Origin of the sequence: Kingella pumchi (genome assembly GCF_022288825.1) — a bacterium.
GTDB lineage: Bacteria > Pseudomonadota > Gammaproteobacteria > Burkholderiales > Neisseriaceae > Kingella_D > Kingella_D pumchi.
The window spans coordinates 1-1636 of the sequence record NZ_JAKOOW010000068.1 but is presented as its reverse complement, the minus strand read 5'-3'; the positions used below and the strand labels follow the sequence as shown (position 1 = coordinate 1636).

The following is a 1636-nucleotide window of genomic DNA, read 5'->3' as shown; positions in this document are numbered from 1 at the left end:
GGAAAGGCAGCTTGGAAATCCAACAACCGCCCCGCTGTAAAGGTAGGCTGAAACCGGCTTTCAGGCTGCCTCTGCTATAATCCCGCCCCTTGTTTTTACTCAAATTTTCACACGTCAAACTATGTCCCAGCCCGATTTAGACCAAACCCTTTGCAAAGACCGCCATTTTCTCAAACGCGCATTCAGGCAGCCTGAAAAATTCGGCGGCTTGGCGGCGGTACAACAAAAATATCAAAAATCCCACGATATTTTCTTAAAACGCCAAGCCGCGCTGCCCAAGCCCGAGTTTGATAACACCTTGCCCGTGCATGAGCGTTTGGACGACATCAAAACCGCGATTCAAAACCATCAAGTAACCATCATCTGCGGCGAAACGGGTTCGGGCAAAACCACTCAGTTGCCCAAAATCTGCCTAGAACTCGGGCGCGGCGCGGCGGGCTTAATCGGGCACACCCAGCCGCGCCGCCTTGCCGCGCGTTCCGTTGCCGAGCGCATTGCCGAAGAGCTCGGGCAGCCGATTGGGCAGGCGGTGGGCTACAAAGTACGGTTTAACGACAACACCTCGCGCGATGCCAACATCAAGCTGATGACCGACGGCATCCTGCTCGCCGAAACCCAAACCGACCGCTATCTCACTACCTACGACACCCTGATTATCGACGAAGCGCACGAACGCAGCCTGAACATCGATTTCCTGCTGGGCTATTTGAAGCAGCTTTTGCCGCGCCGCCCCGATTTAAAGGTCATCATCACCTCCGCCACCATTGACGCCGAGCGGTTTTCCAAACATTTCAACAACGCGCCCGTGCTGGAAGTGAGCGGGCGCACCTATCCCGTGGAAATCCGCTACCGCCCGATTAACGAGCGCGACGAAGACGAAGCGGAAATGGATATTCCCGAAGCCATCACAGACGCGGCGGACGAACTCGCGCGGCTGGGCGAAGGCGACATTCTCGTCTTTCTGCCCGGCGAGCGCGAAATCCGCGAAGCCGCCGAAGCCCTACGCAAATCGCCACTGCGCCGCCACGACGAAATCCTGCCGCTGTTCGCCCGCCTTTCCGCGCAAGAGCAGCACAAAATCTTCCATCCCAGCGGCAGCAAACGCCGCATCGTATTGGCGACCAACGTCGCCGAAACCTCGCTCACCGTGCCGCGTATCAAATATGTAATCGATACGGGTTTGGCGCGCGTCAAACGCTATTCCGCCCGCGCCAAAGTGGAGCAGCTGCATGTGGAAAAAATCTCCCAAGCCGCCGCGCAGCAACGCTCGGGGCGTTGCGGGCGCGTGTCGGCAGGCGTGTGCATCCGCCTGTACGCCGAAGACGATTTCAAGCAGCGCAACCCGTTCACCGACCCCGAAATCATCCGCAGCAACCTCGCCGCCGTCATCCTGCGCATGGCCGCCCTGAACCTGGGCGACGTGGCGGCATTTCCGTTTTTAGAAGCGCCCGACCAGCGGTATATCAATGACGGGTTTCAGGTCTTGTTGGAATTGGGGGCGGTGGAGGAGGCTGTCTGAAAGGGTAGGCCGGGCATTGATGCCCGACAAGCTAGGATAAATTTAAAAGGGGCTGTACTAGATAAGCCCTAAATTCCACACCACCGGCGCAGCACTTTAAGCTGCTCGGAAGGTGCG

At 57.8% G+C, this 1636-nt stretch carries 1 protein-coding gene; it reads left to right on the top strand.

What is annotated here, in order from left to right:
* The first annotated feature begins 121 nt into the window (after positions 1 to 121).
* A complete protein-coding gene (gene hrpA / locus MB824_RS10825) occupies positions 122 to 1519 on the top strand; it encodes an ATP-dependent RNA helicase HrpA (protein WP_238748548.1) in 1398 nt (465 codons plus the stop codon).
* The last annotated feature ends 117 nt before the right edge of the window (positions 1520 to 1636 follow it).